A 20086-nucleotide genomic window follows, 5' to 3' on the forward strand; every position below is an offset into this window, starting at 1 on the left:
CGGCTGGCGCTGCGGCCGGAGCGCGGGCCAGCGGCGGCAGCGGGGCGCCGGCAGGCTCGGGCGCGGCCGTCGGCACCGCCGGAGAAATCGCCGGCGCGGTGGCGACCGCGGGCGGCGCCACCACCGGCTTGGGCAGGCTCGGCGGATCGAACAGCAGCGTGTATTCGCGCACCAGGCGGCCGCTGTTCCAGCTCAGCTCCAGGATCACGTCGATGAAGGGCTCCTGCACCGCGCGGTCGCTGCTGACCCGCAGCACATTGCGGCCACCGACGCTCTGCACCTGCACCTGCGTGCCGGACAGCACGCTGTTGTATTCGACGCCGTTGCTGCGATAGAGCTCCGGCGGCGCGATGCGCACCTTGAGCGTGCCGGCCTCCTCGGTGCTGAGGCTCGTGATGTCGATCTCGGCCTTGAGGGTCTCACCCAGCGCCGACTGCACCGTCAGCCGCCCGAGGCCCAGACCCCATGCGGAACTGCTGGCGATGGCACCGAGCGCCAGCACCGAGGCGGCCGCGATATGGCTCAGGGCAAAAGCACCCCGTTCTTGCCCCTGGGCCATCGGAGCGCGGTTTTCTTTTTTCAAGGCGTTCCCCAAAGCAACAAGGCGGGCACCAACCGGTGTCCGCCTGTTCTGACAGTTATGTTTCTTGCGATCGTTGTTACCACGATGCTGCCCTCAGCGGTATCACTTGCCGTCGATCCCTATGGCGGAATCGCAACGGCATCAAGCATATACGCTCCAACGCTCATGCAAAGCGTGAATAGCGGACGCCTGGTCCGTCATTCACGCCCCGTTACCGGCGCCTGTCGCTCGCCGGCAACGCCTGTGGGTGGTTTCACTGATCCAGCAGGATGCGCAGCATGCGACGCAGCGGCTCGGCCGCACCCCACAGCAGCTGGTCGCCGATCGTGAACGCGCCGACATACTCGGGGCCCATCGCCAGCTTGCGGATGCGGCCCACGGGGATCGTCATCGTGCCGGTCACGGCCACCGGGGTCAGGTCCTTGATCGTCGCCTCACGGGTGTTCGGCACCACCTTCACCCACTCATTGTCGGCGGCGATCATCGCCTCGATATCGGCCAGCGGCACGTCCTTCTTGAGCTTGAAGGTCAGCGCCTGGCTGTGGCAGCGCATCGCGCCGACACGCACGCAGAAGCCGTCGACCGGGATCGCGCCCGAGCCGAGGATCTTGTTGGTCTCGGCCATGCCCTTCCATTCTTCCTTGGATTGGCCGTTGCCGAGGTCCTTGTCGATCCACGGGATCAGCGAGCCGCCCAGGGGGACGCCGAAGTTGGCCGTCTCCTCGGCGGACAGCGAGCGCTGCTTCGCGATCACCTGGCGGTCGATCTCAAGGATCGCGCTCTTCGGGTCGTCCAGCAGGTTCTTCACCGAAGCGTTCAGCGTGCCGTACTGCGTCAGCAGTTCGCGCATGTGCTGCGCGCCGCCGCCGGAGGCCGCCTGGTAGGTCTGCGTGCTCATCCACTCGACCAAGCCCGCCTTGTACAGCGCGCCCACGCCCATCAGCATGCAGCTCACGGTGCAGTTGCCGCCGACCCAGTTGCGGCCGCCCTTGGCGAGCGCGTCCTTGATGACCGGCATGTTGACCGGGTCCAGGACGATGACCGCGTCATCGGCCATGCGCAGCGTGGAGGCGGCGTCGATCCAGTGGCCGTTCCAGCCGGCGGCGCGCAGCTTGGGGAAGACCTCGGTGGTGTAGTCGCCGCCCTGGGCGGTGATGATGATCTCGCAGCGCTTGAGCTGCTCGATGTCGTACGCGCTCTGCAGCGTCGTCTCGTTCCTGGCGAACGCCGGGGCGGCGCCGCCGGCGTTGCTGGTGCTGAAGAACAGCGGCTCGATCAGGTCGAAATCCCGCTCTGCCGCCATGCGGTCCATCAGCACCGAGCCGACCATGCCGCGCCAGCCCACCAAACCAACCAATGTCGTCATCGCTCTTTCCTTTATCGCCTACAAAAACAAACCCTCGGGTTCTTCTTGCCCCGGCTCGGTCGCCGGGTTTGTAGGGGCGAGACGAACCGGAGCTGAACTAGCCCTTAATGGTTTTGGTCGTCGTGGTGATGGCGGCAACGACCGCATCACCCATCTCGCGCGTGCCCACCTTCTGGGTGCCCTCGCTCCAGATGTCCGCGGTGCGCAGACCTTGGGACAACACAGCGTCCACAGCCGCTTCGATTCGAGCGGCTGCTTCGGGCTGGTTGAGGGAGAACTTGAGCATCATGGCAGCGGAGAGGATTGTAGCCAGGGGATTGGCAATTCCCTTGCCGGCGATGTCCGGCGCGCTGCCATGGCTGGGTTCGTACAGGCCCTTGTTGTTCTTGTCCAACGAGGCCGAGGGCAGCATGCCGATCGAGCCGGTCAGCATTGCGGCGGCGTCGCTGAGGATGTCGCCGAACATATTGCCGGTGACCATCACGTCGAACTTCTTCGGTGCCTTGACCAGCTGCATCGCGGCGTTGTCCACGTACATGTGGTCCAGCTCGACGTCGGGATACTGCTGGTGAACCTCGGACACCACGTCCTTCCAGAACTGGAAGGTCTCCAGCACGTTGGCCTTGTCCACCGAGGTGACGCGCTTGTTGCGCAGGCGTGCGGCCTGGAAGGCGACATGGGCGATGCGCTCGATCTCGGGCTTCGAGTAGCGCATCGTGTCGAAGGCTTCATCGGCGCCAGGGAAGTGGCCGTCCACCGCGGTACGGCGGCCGCGCGGCTGGCCGAAGTAGATGTCGCCGGTCAGCTCGCGGATGATCAGGATGTCGAGACCCGCCACCAGTTCGGGCTTGAGGCTGGACGCATGCGTGAGCTGCGGGTAGCAGATTGCCGGTCGGAAATTGGCAAACAGGCCCAGGTGCTTGCGCAGGCCCAGGATCGCCTGCTCGGGGCGCAGCGAGCGCTCGAGCTTGTCGTACTTCCAGTCGCCGACGGCGCCGAACAGCACCGCATCGGCGTCCTTGGCCAGTTGCAGCGTCGACTCGGGCAAGGGGTGACCCTTGGCTTCGTAGGCAGCACCGCCGACCGGGGCGGTCTCCATCTCGAACTTCAGGTCGAGCACGTTCAGGACCTTGACGGCCTCGGCCATGATCTCGGTGCCGATGCCGTCACCGGGGAGGATTGCGATCTTCATAGTCATGTCAATTCATCCAGCGAGTCGGTTGCCCAGCCAGGGCTTGGTGGCGAGGCGTTCGGCCTCGTAGGCCTTGATCTTGTCGGCGTGGCGCAGCGTCAGGCCGATATCGTCGAAGCCGTTCAGCAGGCAGTACTTGCGGAACGGTTGCACGTCGAAGGGCAGCTCCGCGCCGTCCGGCTTGACGACGACCTGGCGCTCCAGGTCCACCGTCAGCTGGTAGCCCGGGAAGGCGAAAACCTCGTCGAACAGCCGCGCCACCTGCGCCTCCGGCAGCTGAATAGGCAGCACGCCGTTCTTGAAGCAGTTGTTGAAGAAGATGTCGGCGAAGCTCGGCGCGATGATGGCGCGGAAGCCGTACTGCTCCAGCGCCCAGGGCGCATGCTCGCGGCTGGAGCCGCAGCCGAAGTTGTCGCGCGCGATCAGCACCGAGGCGCCCTGGTAGCGCGGCTGGTTCAGCACGAAGTCCGGGTTGGGCTTGCGCGAGGCCGGATCCTGCCCCGGCTCGCCGTGATCCAGGTAGCGCCATTCGTCGAACAGGTTGGGGCCGAAGCCGCTGCGCTTGATCGACTTCAGGAACTGCTTGGGAATGATCGCGTCGGTATCGACATTGGCGCGATCCATCGGGGCGACGAGGCCCTTGTGAATGGTGAACTTGTCCATGATTACGAGATCCTGCGGATGTCGACGAAATGGCCTTCCATGGCCGCAGCAGCAGCCATGGCGGGGCTGACCAGGTGGGTACGCCCGCCCTGCCCTTGCCGGCCCTCGAAGTTGCGGTTGCTGGTCGAGGCGCAGCGCTCGCCCGGCTCCAGCCGGTCGGCATTCATCGCCAGGCACATCGAGCAGCCGGGCTCGCGCCACTCGAAGCCCGCGCCCTTGAAGACCTCGTCCAGCCCCTCGGCCTCGGCCTGCTGCTTGACAAGACCTGACCCCGGCACCACCAGCGCCAGCTTGACGTTCTTGGCGATGCGCCCGCCGATGCGGCGCACCACGGCGGCGGCCTCGCGCATGTCCTCGATGCGGCTGTTGGTGCAGGAGCCGATGAAGACCTTGTCGATCGCGATGTCGTCGATCGCCTTGTTGGGCTCCAGGTTCATATAGGTCAGCGCGCGCTCGATCGCGTCGCGCTTGACGGCGTCCTTCTCCTTGTCGGGATCGGGCACGCGGTCCTCGATGGACAGCACCATCTCCGGCGAGGTGCCCCAGGTCACCTGCGGGCGGATCTGCGCGGCGTCCAGCTCGACCACCTTGTCGAAGTGCGCGCCGGCATCCGAATGCAGCGTGGCCCAGTAGCGCACCGCCTGGTCCCACTCGACGCCGGTCGGTGAGAACGGGCGGTTCTTGCAATAGGCGATCGTCGTCTCGTCCACGGCGATCAGGCCGGCGCGAGCGCCCGCCTCGATCGCCATATTGCAGACGGTCATGCGGCCTTCCATGCTCAGCGCGCGGATCGCCGAGCCGGCGAACTCGATCGTGTAGCCGGTGCCGCCGGCGGTGCCGATCCTGCCGATGATCGCCAGCACGATGTCCTTGGCGCCGACGCCGCGCGGCACCTGGCCATCGACCTTGATCAGCATGTTCTTGGCCTTCTTGGCCAGCAGCGTCTGCGTGGCCAGCACATGCTCCACTTCAGAGGTGCCGATGCCGTGCGCCAGCGCGCCGAAGGCGCCGTGCGTGGACGTGTGGCTGTCGCCGCAGACGACCGTCATGCCCGGCAGCGTCGCGCCCTGCTCGGGGCCGATCACGTGGACGATGCCCTGGCGCACATCGTTCATCTTGAACTGCGTGATGCCGACGCGGTCGCAGTTGGCGTCCAGCGTGTCCACCTGCAGCTTGGAGACCGGATCGGCGATGCCGTGGCGGCGGTCGGTGGTCGGCACGTTGTGGTCGCTGACGGCCAGGTTCGCCGACAGGCGCCAGACCTTGCGGCCGGCGATGTCCAGGCCCTCGAAGGCCTGCGGGCTCGTGACCTCGTGGACCAGATGGCGATCGATGTAGAGGACGGTGGTGCCGTCGTCTTCCGTGTGGACGACGTGCTCGTCCCAGAGCTTGTCGTAGAGGGTGCGTGCAGTCATGGCTTGTGGCTTTCAGCAGTGGGGGTGGGACACAGGGCGTCGACGAAGCGCTGCACCACGGCGGGCAGGCGCTCCTGGCGCAAGACGCCCAGGCAGTAGTCGCGCGCGGCCCAGTCCTCGTCGAGGGCGACGGTCTGGACCGCGAACACTTTGGAGAATCGTTCGGCCGGCGCGGACGGCAGCACCGCGACGCCCAGGCCGGCCTCGACCAGTTGCGCGATCGCATCGAAGCCGCGCACCTGCAGGCGCGCGTTGAGCGTGCGGCCGCGGGCCTGGGCCTGCTCGCGCATCAGCTCCTGCGCCGAGGCGCCGGCATGCAGGCCGATCAGGTCGTAGTCCAGCAGGTCGGAGAAGCTGACCTTGGCCCGCTTGGCCAGCGCGTGGCCCTTGGGCACCAGCACGGCCAGGCGGCTCTTGGCGTAGTTCCAGGTCTGGATGCGGTTGTCCAGCAGCGGCGGGGTGAACACGCCGATGTCCGCCCGCCCTTCGGCCACGGCCGCCTGCGCCTCGGCGCTGGTCGTGTCTTCCAGGCTGATGCGGATCTGCGGATGCGCCTGCGAGAAGGCGGCCAGGTCCGGCGGCAGGCATTCGGCGATCGAGCCGGTGTTGGCGGCGATGCGCAGATGGCCCTTGATGCCGCGGGCGAACTCGACCACCTCGCTCTCCAGCGCATGCAGCGAGGCATGCAGCGAGCGGATGTGGCGCACCAGCGCGCGGCAGGCCTCGGTGGGCTCGACGCCGCGGGCACGCCGCTCGAAGAGCTGGACACCCAAACGGGCCTCCAGGTCCGACACCCGCTTGCTGGCCGCGGCCAGCGCCAGGTGTTCGCGCTCGGCCCCGCGCGTGATCGAGCGGGTCTGCTCGATCGCGAGGATCAGGTTCAGCGTGGTGAGGTCGAGGCGCATGGCGAGCTGATTATGGTTTCGCGTAGAGAGGCGAATTTACCGCAAATACCAAGCTAGCGTTCGTTCGGCACGAATCCATCGCGTGGGCGCACGCTGTAGCAAAACAAGCACATCCACGCGCACAGATTCTTGACACGCAAGCACCGGCTGGCGGATGCTGCGCGCCATGTAACCGGTTTCAGAAACCGTTTACATCGAACAAGAACGATGGAGACAAGGAACCAAGCGATGCCCGCCACGATTCGTGACGTCGCCAAGGCCGCCGGTGTGTCGGTAGCCACCGTTTCGCGCGCGCTCAACGGCACCGAGAAGGTCCTGCCCGAGACCCGCGAGCGCATCGAGGCCGCCGCCAAGGCGCTGCGCTTCGTACCCTCGGGCGCGGCGCGCAGCCTCTCGACCCGCAGCACGCAGACCATCGGCGCGATGCTGCCGGACCTGCACGGCGAATACTTCTCCGAGCTGATCCGCGGCATCGACCTGGCCGCCCGCGCCCGCGGCCTGCACCTGCTGCTGTCCAGCTCGCATGGCGACGCTGACGAGGCCGCCGCCGCGATGCGCGCGATGAACGGCCGGGTGGACGGCTTGCTGCTGATGTCGCCCCACGTGGACGAGGACTTCCTGCGCGGCAACCTGCCGGCCGACCTGCCCGTCGTGCTGATGAACACCACGCTGGCCGGACGGGCGCACCCGACCTTCCGCGTGGACAACTACGGCGGCGCGCGCCGCATGGTCGAGCACCTGCAGGCCAGTGGCCGCCGCCGCATCGCGCTGATCGCCGGCCCGGCCAGCAACCCCGAGGCGCTGGCCCGCCAGCAGGGCTACACCGACGCGGTGCAGGCCGCGGGCGCCGCGCCGCTGGTGCAGCCCGGCGATTTCACCGAGGCCGCCGGCTGGCGCGCCGGCCAGGAACTGCTGGCGATGACGCCGCGGCCCGATGCCGTCTTCGCCTGCAACGACATGATGGCCATCGGCCTGATCGCCGCGCTGCGCGAGGGCGGCATCTCCGTGCCGCAGGACATGGCCGTGGCCGGCTTCGACGACATCCCGATCGCCCGCTACCTGAGCCCCACGCTGACCACCATCCGCGTGCCGGTGGTGGGCCTGGGCACGCTGGCGGTCGAGGCGCTGGTGCAGCAGATCGGCGAGCCGCAGGCCGAGCCGGTGCTCGACCAGTTGCTCAACGTCGAGCTGATCGTGCGCGATTCCAGCGCGCCGCAGCCGCCCCCTTCGCGAGGCGCACCACCGCGCCACTGACCCCTTTCCTTCCCCCGGTTGAACGCGTCCATAAACACAGCAGCACACAGGAGACAAAGCGCCATGACGACCGACACCCAAGCCCCGCGCACCAAGCCGCGCGCCCTCACCCGCCACCTGCTGGCCGCCGGCCTGCTCGGCGGCCTGCTCCTCGCCGCGGTCCCGCCGGCGCTGGCGCAGATGTCCAGCGCCACCGTGCGCGGCACGATCACCGCCGCGGGCGCCAAGGCGCCGGCCGGTACCGATGTGCTGGCGATCAACAAGGCCAACGGCAACACCTACCGCACGAAGACGCTGGGCGATGGCAGCTATGTGTTCCCGAGCCTCCAGCCCGGCAGTTACGAGATCCGCGTCGGTGGCGGCACCAGCGGCAGCACGATCTCGGTCAGCGTCGGCGAGAACGCCACGCTGGACCTCGCCAGCGGCAGCAACCAGCTGGAGACCGTCGTCGTCACCGGCAACGCCCAGCGCCAGGGCGTGATCGACTCGCAGGTCGGCATGTCCGTCTCCAACCGGATGATCGAGGCGATCCCGCAGGCCACCCGCAACTTCCTCTCCGCCGCCGACTTCGCGCCCGGCGTGCGCTTCGACACCGACTCCAGCGGCAACACCCGGCTGCGCGGCGGCTCGCAGAACATCGACGCGGTCAACGTCTTCATCGACGGCGTGGGCCACAAGAACAACATCCTGCGCGGCGGCGTCGTCGGCCAGGACACCAGCCAGGGCAACCCATTCCCGCAGACGGCCATCGCCGAGTACCGGGTGCTGACGCAGAACTACAAGGCCGAGTTCGACCAGGTCTCCAGCGTGGCGATCGCCGCGGTGACCAAGTCCGGCACCAACGAGACCCATGGCAACGTCTACGTCAACCGTACCGGCAGCAACTGGACCTCGCTGAGCCCGGTGCAGGAACAGGACAAGGCCAACGGCATCCCCCCGCCCTCCTACAAGCAGATCGAGGCCGGCTTCAGCCTCGGCGGCGCGATCAAGCAGGACGTGCTGCACTACTTCGTCGCCTACGACAACAAGTCGATCGAGAAGCCGCGCCAGCTGACCATCGGCCCCGACACGCTGACCTCGGCCCACTACCCCGGCCTGCCCGGCGTGTCGCAAGCCATCCTCGACCAGCAGGGCTCCTTCAAGGGCCAGTTCAAGGAACACCTGCTGTTCGGCAAGCTCTCCGCGGAGATCGACGACAGCCAGAAGCTGGACCTGTCGATGACGCTGCGCAAGGAGACCAGCTACTCGGTCGACGGCGACCGCTTCGCCCCCAGCACCGCGATCAACAACAACAACAACGAGTACCGCATCGACCTGAGCCATGAACTGACCCGCGGCCCCTGGCTCAACGAGGCCCGCATCGGCGCGGAGAACTCCAAGTGGAACCCGCAGTCGGACTCGACCGATCCGCAGGTCCGCTACAAGTACTCGCCCAGCAACTCGCTGAACAACGTCCAGGACATCTTCTTCACCGGCGGCTCGCCCAACTCGCAGGACCGCCGCCAGAAGGGCATCTACCTGAAGGACGACCTGACCTTCACCGGCGTCGCCGGCCATGTGGTCAAGGGTGGCGTGCAACTCAAGGCGATGAAGTACGAGCTCAGCGGCACCGCCTTCCGCGTGGCGACGATCAACACCGTGCTCGACTCCGTCACCGGCCAACCCTATTTCAGCGGCCTCACCTGCACCGGCACCAACATCAGCAACAACGGCCTGAAGAGCGACCAGTGCGAGATCCAGCCGGCCATCCCGTCGGCGTCCGCCAACTTCAAGAACAAGCAGTACGGCATCTACCTGCAGGACGACTGGAAACTCACCAAGCAGCTCGAGTTGAACCTCGGCGCCCGCTGGGACTATGAAGACAATATGCTGAACAACGACTACGTCACGCCGGCCGACCGGGTGGCGGCGCTGCGCGGCATCGACGGGCGCACGATCAACGGCATCGTCGCGCCGGCCGGCCAGACCTACGCGCAGTCGCTGGCCAAGGGCGGCGTCAACATCGAGGACTACATCTCCGACGGCAGCTCCCGCAAGCCCTTCAAGGGCGCGCTGGCGCCGCGCCTGGGCGCGTCCTACGACGTGCTGGGCGACAAGGCCACCGTGATCTACGGCGGCTGGGGCCGCAGCTACGACCGCCGCATGGCCAACAACGCACTGGACGAGTTGCAGAAGAACGCCCAGGCCGGCGGCGAGATCTGGATGATCAGGAACAAGTTCAAGATGCCCTTCGCCGACCAGATGAGCATCGGCCTGCGCCAGGCGCTGGGCAGCTGGAACATGGACGTCGCGCTGTCCAACATCCATGCCAAGAACCAGTTCATCTGGTTCGGCGGCAACCGCGATCCCAACGGCGGCTGGGGCACCCAGAGCCCGATCGACCCGCTGTGGGGCGGCCCGAACGGCTACGGCACCCTGGTGCTGGGCGACTTCGTCGGCGAGAACAAGGCCAGCAGCCTGTTCCTCTCGCTGGAGAAGCCCTACACCCAGGCCAGCGGCTGGAGCATGACTGTCGCCTTCACCCACACCAACGCCCGCACGACCAACAACGACTGGTCCGACGGCATCTTCGACTGGACCTACGGCAAGACCACCCACACCTTCCACCCGACGCTCGACGCCGAGAAGAACCGACTGGTCGTCGGCGGCCTGACCGACCGCCTCCCGTGGGGCCTGCAGCTCTCCGGCAAGCTGACGCTGGGCAGCGGCCAGCCGCGCAAGGTGACCGACTGCCACCTCGGCTTCGCCAACGACACGACGGCCGGCTCCTGCGTCAACGTCGAACGCGACTCCGAGAACTTCAAGCAGTTCGACATGGCCATCGCCAAGAACTTCAAGTCGCTGGGCGGCGAGTTCCAGGTGCGGCTGGACGTGCTGAATCTGTTCAACACGGCCAACTGGGGCTTCTACGACGACTGGGTCGGCGGCCCGTCGACGCCGCCGGCCAACGCGCTCGGTGGCGACAATGCGCACTTCGACACCAAGACCGGCGTGCGCGGCCCGATGCGGCAGTTCAAGCTGGGCCTGAGCTACACGTTCTGACCCGACGACACGATGCTTGAACTCACCAGGCGCCAACTGGTCCTGGCCGGTGGCGCCGGCCTGCTCGACGCCGCCCTGCCGGCGTGGGCAACCACGCCGGCCGCCGCCTTCCTCGACGAACTCGAACGCCGCACCTTCGACTTCTTCTGGGAGACCACCCCGAAGAACGGCCTCGCCCACGACCGCTGGCCCAGCGAGAGCTTCTGCTCGATCGCCGCGGTCGGCTTCGCGCTGACGGGCTACCTCGTCGGCGCGGAGCGCGGCTGGGTCGCTCGCGAGGCGGCGCGCGAGCGGGTGCAGACGACGCTGGACTTCTTCCTCACCGCGCCGCAGGGCAAGGAGGTCGAGGGCCGCGCCGGCTACAAGGGCTTCTTCTATCACTTCCTCGATGCGAAGACCGGCACCCGCTTCGCGCGCACCGAGCTGTCCACCGTCGACACCGCGCTCTTGCTGGCCGGCATGCTGGCCTGCCAGAGCTACTTCGACGGCAACACCGCCGCCGAGGCCAAGATCCGCAACAGCGTGGACGCGATCTACGAGCGGGTGGACTGGAACTGGGCGATGGTGCGCCCGCCGCTGGTGAGCCACGGCTGGCATCCGGAAGGCGGGTTCATTCCCTGGGACTGGCGCGCCTACGACGAGTCGCTGCTGGTCTACCTGGTCGCGCTCGGCTCCCCGCGCGGCACCGTCAAGGCGGACAGTTATGCCGCCTGGGCCGTCGGCCTGCCGGAAGCCTGGGGCACCGAGTGGGGCCAGACCTTCGCCCGCTTCCCTCCGCTGTTCGGCCACCAGTTCACGCAGTGCTGGTTCGACCTGCGCGGCGTGCAGGACGAGTTCTTCCGCGGCAAGGGCATCGACTTCTTCGAGAACTCGCGCCGCGCCACGCTGGCCCAGCGCGCCTACGCCAGCGCCAACCCGCAGGGCTGGAAGGGCTACGGCCCCGACTGCTGGGGCATCACCGCCTGCGACGGGCCGGCCGACGTCAAGCGCAAGGTCGACGGCCGCGAGCGGGAGTTCCACTCCTACGCCGGCCGCGGCGTCGGCGGACGCACCTGGGACGACGGCACGCTGGCCCCCTACGGCGCCGGCTCGTCCATCGCCTTCACGCCGGAGGAGTCGACCCGCGCGCTGCTGCACATGCGCGAGACCTATGGCGAACACCTGTACGGCCGCTATGGCTTCGTGGACGCCTTCAACCCGAGCTTCACCTTCACCGACGTGAAGCTGGACAAGGGCAAGGTCGTGCCGGGGCTGGGCTGGTTCGACACCGACATGCTGGGCATCGACCAGGGCCCGCTGCTGGCGATGCTGGCCAACAAGCGCGACGGCCTGGTCTGGCGCATCTGCCGGCGCAACGAGCACCTGAAGCGCGGGCTCAAGGTGGCGGGCATGCGAGGGGGCTGGCTTTGACGATCCGCCGACGCGAGGCGCTGCTGGCTGGCACTGCGGCCCTCGCGGGCTGCGGCCGCAGCGGCACCGAGCCCTTGCGCTTCTGGGCCATGGGACGCGAGGGCGAGGTCGTCGAAGACCTGCTGGAGGACTTCCGCCGCGAGCAGCCCGGCATCGAGGTACGCATCGAGCAGCTGCCCTGGACGGCCGCCCACGAGAAGCTGCTGACCGCCTTCGCCGGCGACGCCACGCCCGACATCGCCCAGCTCGGCAACACCTGGGTGGCCGAGCTGGCGGCGCTGGACGCGCTGAGCCCGCTGGACGAATTCGTCGCCGGTTCCCGCACCGTCGACATGACGGATTACTTCGACGGCATCTGGAGCACCAACGTCATCGGCGGCAAGCTGCTGGGCCTGCCCTGGTACGTGGACACGCGGCTGCTGTTCTACCGGCGCGACCTGCTGGCGAAGGTGGGCTTCGATGCGCCGCCGCGCGACTGGGCCGAGTGGACGGCGCAGATGCGCAGGCTGGCCGCCGGGCCGGTGAAGCAGCCGCTGATCCTGCCCAACAACGAGTTCGAGCCGCTGCTGGCGCTGGCGCTGCAGCAGGGCGAGCCGCTGCTGAAGGACGCCAACACCCGCGGCAATTTCTCCGGCGCGGGCTTCCGCCGTGCCCTGGGTTTCTGCCTCGAACTGCTGGGCAGCGGCCTCGCGCCGATCGAGTCGAACCAGCAGATCGCCAACGTCTGGCAGGAGTTCGGCAAGGGCACGTTCGCGTACTACATCTCCGGGCCGTGGAACATCGGTGAGTTCAAGCGCCGCCTGCCGCCGGAGTTGAAGGACGCCTGGTCTACCGCGCCGCTGCCCGGGCCGAACGGGCCGGGCGCCTCCACCGCCGGCGGCTCCAGCCTCGTCCTCTTCAAGCGCTCGCGCCGCCGTCCTGAAGCCTTCAAGCTGATCGAGTTCCTGAGCCGGCCCGAGGTGCAGGCCCGCTTCTATGCGCTGACCGGCGACCTGCCGCCGCGCAAGTCGGCCTGGGCGGCGCTGGATGCCGATGCGCGCACCCGCGCCTTCGCCGCGCAGCTGGAGCGCGTGCGGCCGACGCCGCCAGTACCCGAGTGGGAGCGCATCGCCAACGAGATGCAGCTGTTCGCCGCGCGTGCGGCGGCCGAGGGCCAGAGCGTGGATGCGACGGTCCAGGCGCTCGACGAGGACGTGGATCGCATCCTGGCCAAGCGACGCTGGCTGCATGAGCGAGGCCGCGCATGATGAAGGCAGGTATCGGCTTCGTCCTGCCTGGCCTGGCGGTCATCGGCCTGTTCTTCGTCGCGCCGGTGCTGATCGGCCTGGCCCTGAGCCTCACCGACTTCGACCTCTACGCCCTGGTCTCGCTGAAGAACCTGCGCTTCGTCGGCCTCTCCAACTACTGGGACATGCTGCAGCAGCCGCTGTTCTGGAAGGCGCTGGGCAACACGGCCTACTTCGTCGCGGTGGGCGTGCCGCTGTCGATCGGCCTGTCGCTGTGGATGGCGGTGCTGCTGCAGTCGCCGCTGGCCCGCTTCAAGCCGCTCCTGCGCACCGCCCTGTTCGCGCCGGTGGTGACCACGCTGGTGGCCGTGGCCGTGATCTGGCGCTACCTGTTCCACACCCGCTATGGCCTGGTCAACGAGGCGCTGCAGACGATCGGCCTCAACCCGGTCGACTGGCTTGGCGACCCGCACTGGGCGATGCCGACGATCATCCTGTTCGCCGCCTGGAAGAACTTCGGCGGCAACATGATCATCTTCATGGCCGCGCTGCAGGCCGTTCCCACCGACCTCTACGAAGCCGCCGACCTGGACGGCGCCCGCAGCTGGATGAAGTTCCGCCACATCACCCTGCCCTCGCTGGCGCCGACGCTGTTCTTCGTGGCGGTGCTGACCACCGCCGGCTACTTCCAGCTCTTCGCGGAGCCCTATGTGATGACCCAGGGTGGCCCGCTGCAGAGCACCGTCTCGGTCCTCTACCTGATGTACGACCAGGGCTTCAAGTGGTGGAACCTGGGCCAGGCCTCGGCGGTGGCCTTCCTGCTGTTCGGGCTGATCGTCGTGGTGACGCGCGGGCTGATGCGGATGGCGAGGACGGCCGAGGCATGAAGAGCATCGCCGTCAATGTCGTGCTTGCGCTGGCCGCGCTGCTGGCCATCTCGCCCCTGCTGTGGATGGTCTCCGTCTCGCTGATGCGCCCCGGCGAGGCCAGCAACTACCCGCCGCCGCTGCTGCCCGCCGAACCGAGCCTGGCCCGCTACACCGAGCTGCTGAAGACGGGCGGCTTCGGCCGCGCCTTCCTCACCAGCCTGGGCCTGGCCAGCGCGGTCACGATCATCTCCACGCTGCTCAACGCGCTGGCCGGCTACGGCTTCGCCAAGCTGCAGTTCGCCGGGCGCGACCGGCTCTTCGCGCTGCTGCTCGGCGCGCTGGTGATCCCCGGCCAGGTGGGCATGCTGCCGCTGTTCCTGATGCTCAAGGGCCTGGGCCTGGTGAACACCTGGGCCGGGGTGATCGTGCCCTCGATGGCCAGCATCTTCGGCATCTTCCTGGTGCGGCAGTACGCGCTGGGCCTGCCGGGCGAGCTGATCGAGGCCGGCCGGCTGGACGGCGCCAGCGAGTGGCGCATCTTCGTCTCCATCGTGCTGCCGCTGATGAAGCCGGTGCTGGTCACGCTGGCGGTGCTGACCTTCCTGGGCAACTGGAACGATTTCATGTGGCCGCTGATCGTGCTGACCGACGGGCGCCTGTACACGCTGCCGATCGCGCTGGCCGCGCTGGCGCGCGAGCATGTGGTGGACGTTGAGATGATGATGGCCGGCGCGGTGATCACCGTCGCGCCGGTGCTGCTGCTGTTCCTGGCCTTGCAGCGCTACTACATGCAGGGGCTCTTGATGGGTGGGGTGAAGCAATGATCGGGGCGTTGGCATTGGCCGTCGCGGCCGTCGCGGGCGTGGACCTGCGCCAGCCCTGGCGGGCCTCGGCCTCCGACCAGGTCCAGGCGCAGGTGGTGGCGCGCGCCGGCGGCGGGCAGTGCCTGCGCTACGACTTCGGCAGCGTCTCCGGCTACGCGGTGATGCGCCGCGAGCTGCCGCTGGACTGGCCGGAGGAGTTCGAGCTGAGCGCCACCGTGCAGGGCACGGGCGAGCCGAATGCGCTGCAGCTGAAGTTGGTGGATGCCAGCGGGAACAACGTCTGGTGGATCAACAGGCCCGGGTTCCAGCCGACTGCGCAGGGTCAGGTCTTGCGCGCCGGCCGGCGCGGCATCGCCTTCGCCTGGGGGCCGGCCGAGGACAGGACGCTGAAGCGCACCGCCGCCGTCGAACTGGTGGTCGCCAGCACGGGCCCCGGCGCCAAGGCCGGGCGCGGCGAAATCTGCCTCACTGCGCTGAGCCTGCGCCCGCGCACGCCATTGACCACGCCGCCATCCCGCCCCGTGCTCATGAAGGCGCAGGGCACGCAGCTGCAGGTCGACCTCGGCCGCGAGCGCGACTTCAGCGGCCTGCTGCTGCGCTGGGCGACGGCGCCGAAGCGCTTCTCGGTCAGCAGCTCGATGGACGGCCACCACTGGACCCAGCTGACGCTGGCCCGCGACGCCACCGCGCTCGACGCCTTCTGGCTGCCCGAATCCCAGGCCCGCTGGCTGCGCATCGAGGGCAGCGAACGCGGCTTCGAGCTGGCCGAGCTGCGCCTGCCCAGCCCCGAGCCCGGCGCCGATCCGGACTGGCCCGACCGCAACGCGATGCTGGCCGGGCTGGCACGCCGCCTGCCCGCCGGCACCCTGCCCCGCGCCTTCGGCGGCCAGCAGAGCTACTGGACCGTGGTCGGCGTGGACGGCGGCGCCGAGCATTCGGCGCTGATCGGCGAGGACGGTGCGCTGGAGATCGGCCGCGGCGGCCCGAGCGTCGAGCCGCAGATCCGCCTGAGCGATGGCCGCTGGCTGGCCTGGGACGGCGCGGCCATCGGCCAGTCGCTCGGCGAGGGCTGGCTGCCCCAGGTCCATCTCGCCTGGCCGGGATTGCAGCTCGACATCCGCGCCGCCGCAGACGGCCCGCGCGAGGCCCCGCGCCTGCTGGCCCGCTACACCCTGCGCAACACCGGCCGCGCGCCGCTGACGCTCGACTTCAGTCTGCTGCTGCGCCCCTTGCAGGTGAACCCGCCCCAGCAGTTCCTCAGCACCCCCGGCGGCATCAGCGCGATTCGCCAACTGGCCTGGAATGGGCAAGACCTGACCCTGGGGAACCAGCCCCTGCTGCGCGCGGGCGCGCCGCTCACCGTCCGCGCCCTGCCCTTCGCCGCCGGACTGGACCGCGAGGCGCTGTTCCGCGCCACGCCGCTGCAGGGCGAGCTGTACGACCCGGACGGCCTCGCTTCCGCCGCCCTGACCAGCCCGACGCTGACGCTGCAGCCGGGCGAATCCCGCTCGCTGGACTACGCCTTCGCCCTGTCGCCCGACACCCGGCTGGGCGCGCCCCCCGACCTCGACGCCATCGCCCGTGCCTGGCGCCAGCGCCTTTCGCGCGTGAAGCTCACACTGCCGCCCGGCCACGAGGCGCTGGCCCGCACGCTGGCCACCGCCACCGCGCAGATCCTGCTCTCCCGGGAGGGCCCTGCGCTGCGCCCCGGCACCCGCAGCTACGGCCGCAGCTGGATCCGCGACGGGGCCATGATGGTCGAGGCACTGCTGCGCATGGGCGAGACCGATGCGGCGCGCGACTTCGTCGACTGGTTCGCCCCGCAGATCTTCGCCAGCGGCAAGGTGCCCTGCTGCATCGACCGCTTCGGCGCCGATCCGGTGGCCGAGAACGACGCGCACGGCCAGTTCATCTTCGCCGTCGCCGAGGTCTGGCGCTACACGCACGACAAGGCCTGGCTGGCCCGGCACTGGCCGCGGGTGAAGCAGGTCGTGGCCTACATGGACGGCCTGCGCGCGCAGACACAAGGGCCGGACACGCCGCCGCAGGCGAAAGGCCTGATGCCGCCCTCGATCAGCCACGAGGGCTATTCCGACAAGCCGGCGTACTCGTTCTGGGACGACTGGTGGACGCTGCGCGGCTACAAGGACGCGGTCCAGATCGGCCAGGCCCTGGGCGAGGACACGGCGCTCGTCGAACGGTCTCGCGACGGCTTCGCCCGGGACCTGGCGGCCGCCGTGCGCAACACCGCCCTGGCCTTCCAGCTCGACGTGCTCAGCGGCGCCGCCGACCGCGGCGACTACGACCCCACCTCGTCGACGATGGTGCTGGACCCGGCACAGGGCGCCGAGCTGGTCCCGCCCGCGCTGCTGCAGAAGACCTTCGCCCGCTATGCCGAGTCCGCCCTGGCCCGCGCCGCAGGCACGCAGCCGCAGCGCGACTACACGCCCTACGAGCTGCGCAATATCGGCGCGCTGGTGCGCCTGGGCCGCGCCGCCGACGCGCAGGCGCTGCTCGCCTTCTTCTTCAAGGACCAGCGCCCGGCCGCCTGGGGCCAATGGGCCGAGGTGGTGGTGAACGAGCCCCGCACGGTGCAGTTCCTCGGCGACATGCCGCATGCCTGGGTGGCCTCGGACTACCTGCGCTCGGCGCTGGACCTGTTCACGTACTCGCGAGAGAGCGACGGCGCGCTGGTGCTTGGCGCCGGCATCACCGCCCCGCTCCGCAATGCCGGCGAGGTCGGCATCGCCGGCCTGCAGACACCGAAGGGCCCGCTCGCCTGGCGCCTGCTGCGCACCAGCGCCGGCTGGCGTCTGGCCATCGAGCAACGCCCCGAGGGCACGCCGCTGCGCCTGGCCTGGCCCGACGGCGAGCTGCCGCTGGCCCGCCTGAACAACCAGCCGATGAAATGGGAAGGCCGCGAGCTGCCGATCCCGCCCGATGCCCGCAGCATCGAACTTGGAGTTGCCGAATGATGAACCGCCGCCAGACCCTGCTGACCCTCGCTGTCACCACGCTGCTGGGCGCCTGCGCGACGCCGCGCCCGCCGCTGCCCGCGGGCCTCGCCGCCGGCCGGCAACTGCCGATGAAGATCGACGACGGCCCGCTGAACCGCATGTGGGTCTGGCTGCCGCCGGACTACGAGCAGAAGGCCGAGCGCTGGCCGCTGGTCGTCTTCCTGCACGGCTCCGGCGAGCGCGGCACCGAGCTCGACGCCGTGCTGCGCAACGGGCCGCCGATGCATGTGGCCAAGGGCGAGGCCGCCTACCCCTTTGTGCTGGTCAGCCCGCAGCTGCGCGAGGACCGCGAGTGGGAGCCGGCCGAACTGCACCAGCTGCTGCTGGCGCTGCAATCGCGCTTCTTCGTGGACACCGACCGCAGCCTCGCCACCGGCCTCTCGCTGGGCGGCCACGGCGTGTGGAACTGGGCCACCGCCTATCCCGGCGACCTGGCCGGCATCGCGCCGGTCTGCGGGCATGGCGATCCGTCCCGGGTGGCCGCGATGAAGCGCGTGCCGGTGCGCGCCTATCACGGCGACCGCGACGACGTGGTGCCGCTGGCCGGCCAGCAGGCCTGCATCGATGCACTGCGTGCAGCCGGCGATCGGGACATCGAATTCATCATCTACCCCGGCGTCAACCACGGCTCATGGATCCCCGCCTACAAGGATCCGCAGCTGACGCCCTGGCTGCTGTCGCACCGCCGTACCTGACATCATGACAAACCCCTTGCACATCCTCCGCAACAGCGCCGGCCTCGCGCTGGAACTGCACGCCGGCCACGGCGCCGCGCAGCGGCTGCTCTCCGGCCCCGACGACGCGCCGCTGATGCTGAACCTGTTCCCCGGCAATGCGCTGGAGGGCGGTCCGGCCAATCTGTGGCTGCGCCGACGCGACGACGCGAATGGCGACTGGCAGGCAACGCCGCTGCTGGGCCCGCGCTCGCCGCTGGCGATCCTCGCGGCCGAGGCCGATGCGCTGACGCTCGGCGGCGAGTGGCAAGGCCTGACGGTGCGCCTGCAGTGGCGGCTGGCGGCCGGCGCCGCCGCCTGGTTCTGGCATGTCGAGCTGCGCAGCGCCGCCGCCTGCCAGACCAGCCTGATGCTGGCCCAGGACGTGGGCCTGGCCAGCCCGCAGACGGTGGCGATCAACGAGTTCTACGTCAGCCAGTACATCGACTGGCAGCCGCTGGAGCACCCGCAGCACGGCTGGCTGCTGGCCGCGCGCCAGAACCAGGCCCAGGGCGGGCTCAACCCCTGGCTGATGATCGGCTCGCTGGGCCGCGCCGCGTCCTTCGGCACCGATGCGCTGCAGTTCTTCGGCCACGCGCTGCACGAGGACCAGCCGCCGCCGGCGCTGGCGCAGGGCCTGCCCGGCAAGCGGCTGCAGCACGAGCACGCCTTCGCCTTGCTGGAAGATGCGGCGCAAGACCTGACCCCAGGTGCAAGCTGGCGCGGCGGCTTCTTCGCCGCGCTGCTGCCTCATCACGAGGCGGCCAGCAACCCGAACGACCTGGCCGTGGCGACCGGCACGCTGGCGCTGCCCGAGGCGACCGGCGCCCGGCTTCCCGCCGCCGAGTCCGCAGCACCGATCGTGGCCGGCCCGCTGGCCGCGCTGCCGATGCTCCCGACCCGCGAGCTCGACGACGCGGCGATCACCGCCGCCTTCGGCCCCGATCGCCTGCACGCCGAGCACGACGCCGCCGGCCGCCTGATCTCCTTCTTCCAGCCCGGCGCCCGGCACGTGGTGCTGCGCGCCAAGGAACTGGCCGTCGCCCGCCCGCACGGCCATGTGCTGCGCGCCGGCGAGCATCTCACACCGGACGAACGCGCGCTCACCAGCACCTGCTGGATGGGCGGCGTCTTCCACTCGATGCTGACCCAGGGCCATGTGAAGCTGGGCCGCATGCTGAGCACCCAGCGCGGCATGCTGGGCTTCTACCGCAGCCAGGGCCTGCGCGCCTGGATCGGCTCTGCCCAGCACGGCTGGCAGCTGCTGGGGCTGCCCTCGGCCTTCGAGATCGAGCCGCAGGGCTGCCGCTGGCTGTATGCCCATGCGCTGGGCCTGCTGGAAGTGCGCAGCACCGCCGGCCCCGAGCCCGAGCGGATGGGCCTCGCGCTGCGCGTGCTCGAAGGCCCGCCGCTGGCCATCACGCTCACCTTCGACGCCCGCTGCGACGACGACGATGCCGGCCCCGGCCTGCCACTGCAGCCGCTCGCCTGCCCCGGCGGCTGGCGCCTGGCCGCGCTGGCCGGCAGCTCGCTGGGCCGCCGCCTGCCCGGCGCGGCACTGCGGCTGGAATTGCCCACGCCCGCCGAGGCCGTCGACCTGCAGGGCC

15 protein-coding genes are annotated in these 20086 nt (G+C 69.4%); 9 read left to right on the plus strand and 6 right to left on the minus strand.

The window, feature by feature from the left end; all coding sequences use genetic code 11:
* The 6 genes from B0W88_RS18600 to B0W88_RS18625 form a co-directional block, all read right to left on the minus strand.
* A partial coding sequence (locus B0W88_RS18600) for a FimV family protein (protein ID WP_369973907.1) occupies positions 1 to 559 on the minus strand: 559 nt, incomplete at its 3' end.
* Positions 560 to 836: 277 nt separating this feature from the next.
* The gene (asd, locus tag B0W88_RS18605) at positions 837 to 1949 is read right to left on the minus strand and encodes an aspartate-semialdehyde dehydrogenase (RefSeq protein WP_077036134.1); all 1113 of its coding nucleotides are present in this window, start codon (positions 1947 to 1949) and stop codon (positions 837 to 839) included.
* A gap of 97 nt (positions 1950 to 2046) precedes the next feature.
* On the minus strand, positions 2047 to 3141 hold the full coding sequence (gene leuB / locus B0W88_RS18610; RefSeq protein WP_077036135.1) for a 3-isopropylmalate dehydrogenase: 1095 nt from the start codon (positions 3139 to 3141) through the stop codon (positions 2047 to 2049).
* Positions 3142 to 3153: 12 nt separating this feature from the next.
* The gene (gene leuD / locus B0W88_RS18615; RefSeq protein ID WP_077036136.1) at positions 3154 to 3804 is read right to left on the minus strand and encodes a 3-isopropylmalate dehydratase small subunit; all 651 of its coding nucleotides are present in this window, start codon (positions 3802 to 3804) and stop codon (positions 3154 to 3156) included.
* A 2-nt stretch (positions 3805 to 3806) separates the two neighbouring features.
* Positions 3807 to 5219 carry a 3-isopropylmalate dehydratase large subunit gene (gene leuC / locus B0W88_RS18620; RefSeq protein ID WP_077036137.1) on the minus strand — a complete coding sequence of 471 codons (1413 nt, stop codon included), beginning with the start codon at positions 5217 to 5219 and terminating at the stop codon, positions 3807 to 3809.
* On the minus strand, positions 5216 to 6124 hold the full coding sequence (locus B0W88_RS18625; RefSeq protein ID WP_077036138.1) for a LysR family transcriptional regulator: 909 nt from the start codon (positions 6122 to 6124) through the stop codon (positions 5216 to 5218). Before B0W88_RS18625 ends, leuC begins: the two co-directional genes overlap by 4 nt.
* A 228-nt stretch (positions 6125 to 6352) precedes the next feature.
* Here B0W88_RS18625 and B0W88_RS18630 point away from each other — a divergent pair, with 228 nt between their 5' ends.
* From B0W88_RS18630 to B0W88_RS18670, 9 genes are all read left to right on the plus strand, one after another.
* Positions 6353 to 7378, plus strand: coding sequence for a LacI family DNA-binding transcriptional regulator (locus tag B0W88_RS18630; RefSeq protein ID WP_077036139.1), 1026 nt, complete (start codon positions 6353 to 6355; stop codon positions 7376 to 7378).
* A gap of 63 nt (positions 7379 to 7441) precedes the next feature.
* Positions 7442 to 10420, plus strand: coding sequence for a TonB-dependent receptor domain-containing protein (locus tag B0W88_RS18635; protein WP_077036140.1), 2979 nt, complete (start codon positions 7442 to 7444; stop codon positions 10418 to 10420).
* A gap of 12 nt (positions 10421 to 10432) precedes the next feature.
* On the plus strand, positions 10433 to 11830 hold the full coding sequence (locus B0W88_RS18640; protein ID WP_077036141.1) for a glucoamylase family protein: 1398 nt from the start codon (positions 10433 to 10435) through the stop codon (positions 11828 to 11830).
* Positions 11827 to 13077 (plus strand): sugar ABC transporter substrate-binding protein, encoded by a 1251-nt coding sequence (locus tag B0W88_RS18645; protein ID WP_198937872.1) that lies wholly within the window; start codon positions 11827 to 11829, stop codon positions 13075 to 13077. Before B0W88_RS18640 ends, B0W88_RS18645 begins: the two co-directional genes overlap by 4 nt.
* Entirely contained in the window at positions 13074 to 13943 is an 870-nt protein-coding gene (locus tag B0W88_RS18650) for a carbohydrate ABC transporter permease (RefSeq protein WP_198937873.1), read from the plus strand. The genes B0W88_RS18645 and B0W88_RS18650 overlap by 4 nt, the downstream gene beginning before the upstream one ends.
* Positions 13940 to 14749, plus strand: coding sequence for a carbohydrate ABC transporter permease (locus tag B0W88_RS18655; RefSeq protein WP_077036142.1), 810 nt, complete (start codon positions 13940 to 13942; stop codon positions 14747 to 14749). Before B0W88_RS18650 ends, B0W88_RS18655 begins: the two co-directional genes overlap by 4 nt.
* 8 nt (positions 14750 to 14757) lie before the next feature.
* The gene (locus B0W88_RS33685) at positions 14758 to 17724 is read left to right on the plus strand and encodes a discoidin domain-containing protein (RefSeq protein WP_158080887.1); all 2967 of its coding nucleotides are present in this window, start codon (positions 14758 to 14760) and stop codon (positions 17722 to 17724) included.
* Positions 17721 to 18461 carry an alpha/beta hydrolase-fold protein gene (locus B0W88_RS33690; RefSeq protein WP_077036144.1) on the plus strand — a complete coding sequence of 247 codons (741 nt, stop codon included), beginning with the start codon at positions 17721 to 17723 and terminating at the stop codon, positions 18459 to 18461. The genes B0W88_RS33685 and B0W88_RS33690 overlap by 4 nt, the downstream gene beginning before the upstream one ends.
* A gap of 4 nt (positions 18462 to 18465) precedes the next feature.
* The coding region (locus B0W88_RS18670; protein ID WP_198937874.1) for a hypothetical protein at positions 18466 to 20086 on the plus strand (1621 nt) is incomplete at its 3' end.

The organism is Pelomonas sp. KK5, from assembly GCF_001984095.1.
GTDB lineage: Bacteria > Pseudomonadota > Gammaproteobacteria > Burkholderiales > Burkholderiaceae_C > KK5.